The sequence below is a fragment of the Actinosynnema sp. genome, assembly GCF_052038725.1.
The window spans coordinates 1-1,959 of record NZ_JBQGCX010000474.1; the positions used below are offsets into that span (position 1 = coordinate 1).

Below are 1,959 nucleotides of genomic sequence, written 5' to 3' on the forward strand. Positions count from 1 at the left end.
GCGGTGTTGCCGTGGACGTGGAGGACTCGGGCGAGGGTGAGTCCGCCCAGGCCGGCGCCGACGATCGTGACCTGCGGTGCCATCTGGTGCTCCTCGGGGGTTCGCAATGGAATGACGTTCCAGTCGTCAGTTTGGAACGACGTTCCACTCGTGTCAAGATGGTGCCCATGACGAGCGGGGCACAGCGGGGGAGGCGGCGCGCCGACGCGCTCTCGAAGGAGCGCATCGTCGAGGCCGCGATCGGGATCCTCGACGCGGAGGGTGAGAAGGCGCTGACGTTCCGCGCCCTCACCACCCGGCTCGCGACCGGCGCGGGGGCCGTCTACTGGCACGTCGCGAATAAGGACGAGCTGCTCACCGCGGCCACCGAGGACGTCGTCGGCCGCGTCCTGGCCGGGGCGCGGGGCGGCGCGGATCCCGAGGAGGACGTCCGGGCGCTCGCGCTCGGGCTGTTCGACGCGATCGACGCGCACCCCTGGGTCGGGGCCCAGTTCGCCCGCGAACCGTGGCAGCCCGCGCTGCTGGACGTCTTCGAGGCCATCGGCGGGCTGGTCGCCGCGCTGGGCGTGCCCGAGCGGGCGCAGTTCGACTGCGCGTCCGCGCTCGGCAACTACGTCCTCGGCGTCGCCGGGCAGAACGCCGCCAACGCCCGCCTCGCCCCGAAGGGGGTGGAGCGGGCGGAGTTCCTGGAGACCATCGCCGAGCGGTGGCGGCGGCACGACCCCGAGCTGCGCCCGCACGCGCACCGGATGGCGGCGCACCTGGTCGAGCACGACGACCGAGCGCAGTTCCTCGCGGGGATCAACCTGATCCTGGCGGGCATCGCGACCGTTCGGTAGCGGTGCCGCGCCGTTCGGATCACGCCCTGGGCCGGGGCTTCACCGTCTCGTCGCCCTCGGACGTGGGTCCCAGCCTCCGCCTCGGTCCCAGCCTCGGCCTCGGTGCCCTGCCCGGCCTGAGACTTCCCGCTCTGAGACTTCACGCTGTGGTCCCGGTCCCGGTTCAGCGCGGCGTCGACGGCCGCCGCGATCCGGCGCTCCTCACCCGCCCGACGCGCCCGCGCCCGCAGCCCGAGCGCCGCAGGAGCAGCGAGACCACCGCCGCCCACGGGATCGCGAGCACATCACCGGTCCCGACTACGGGCTCCAACGCCGCCCCGCCGGGTACCATGGAGACCAGCGTCACCGCCGCCGTGATCCGCCCGGACGGCAGGACGCTCGCCACGGCCTCGCGGGTCGCGCTCTCACCGGGCAGCAGCTCGGGGAGCGCGGCTGCCTCCGCGTCCGCGCCCAGCCACCCGAACGGCCCTTCGACGCGCACCGACTGGGTCGCGGTCAGCCGCGTGTTGCCGGTGTTGACGACGGTGTAGCTGACCTTCGCCGAACCGGCGCCGACCGGGTTTGCCGAGCCCGCGTAGTCGACGGTCAGGTCACGGACCTCCAGCGACGGCGCGAGCGCGCCGCCGACGCGGACGTGCACCCGCGAGCCGAGCCTGCGGTCGACGGTGATGCCGGAGGAGGCGTCGGCCACGCCCAGCGAGGTCACCACGCCACCGCTGTGGTCGCTGGGGGTCGCGGTCGTCGAGACGCTCACCGTGAAAGGGACCGGGACGGTCTGCCCGGCCTGCACGGTCACCTCGCCCTGCCCGAAGGACACCCACGTGCCCACGTGCTCGGACGGGGTGCCCTCGGGCAGCAGGTCGAGCTGCCCGGACGAGGTGGTGAAGGCGTCGGCGGCGTACACGCGGAACGTCAGCGCCCGCCGCTCGTGGTTGGTGACGAGCAGCTCGTCGGAGATCACCGCGCCGGGCGCGGCGGTGTAGCCGAAGTGCGGCCGTGCCTTGCCCAGGGCGTTGTCGGCGGGGCGCACGCCTCACGTCACGCTCGGGCTCTCCTGCGCGGTGGCGAGCGGGGCAGGGCCGAGCAGCAGTGGTGGGATCAGGAGCGCGGCGAGCGTCCG

General features: G+C 74.1%; 2 protein-coding genes. One reads left to right on the forward strand and one right to left on the reverse strand.

The genetic code is table 11. From position 1 onward, the window contains the following. Positions 1 to 158 precede the first annotated feature (158 nt). Positions 159 to 839, forward strand: a complete 681-nt coding sequence (locus ACTUAL_RS09580) for a TetR/AcrR family transcriptional regulator (RefSeq protein ID WP_440900009.1) — start codon at positions 159 to 161, stop codon at positions 837 to 839. Between the two features lie 163 nt (positions 840 to 1,002). Here ACTUAL_RS09580 and ACTUAL_RS09585 read toward each other — a convergent pair whose 3' ends face one another. Beyond that, on the reverse strand, positions 1,003 to 1,869 hold the full coding sequence (locus tag ACTUAL_RS09585) for a WxL protein peptidoglycan domain-containing protein (RefSeq protein ID WP_440900010.1): 867 nt from the start codon (positions 1,867 to 1,869) through the stop codon (positions 1,003 to 1,005). Positions 1,870 to 1,959 lie beyond the last annotated feature (90 nt).

Excerpts from the sequence above, each read along its gene's own strand:
- ACTUAL_RS09580 (WP_440900009.1), top strand. The coding sequence starts at position 159 with ATGGTGCCCATGACGAGCGGGGCACAGCGGGGGAGGCGGCGCGCCGAC.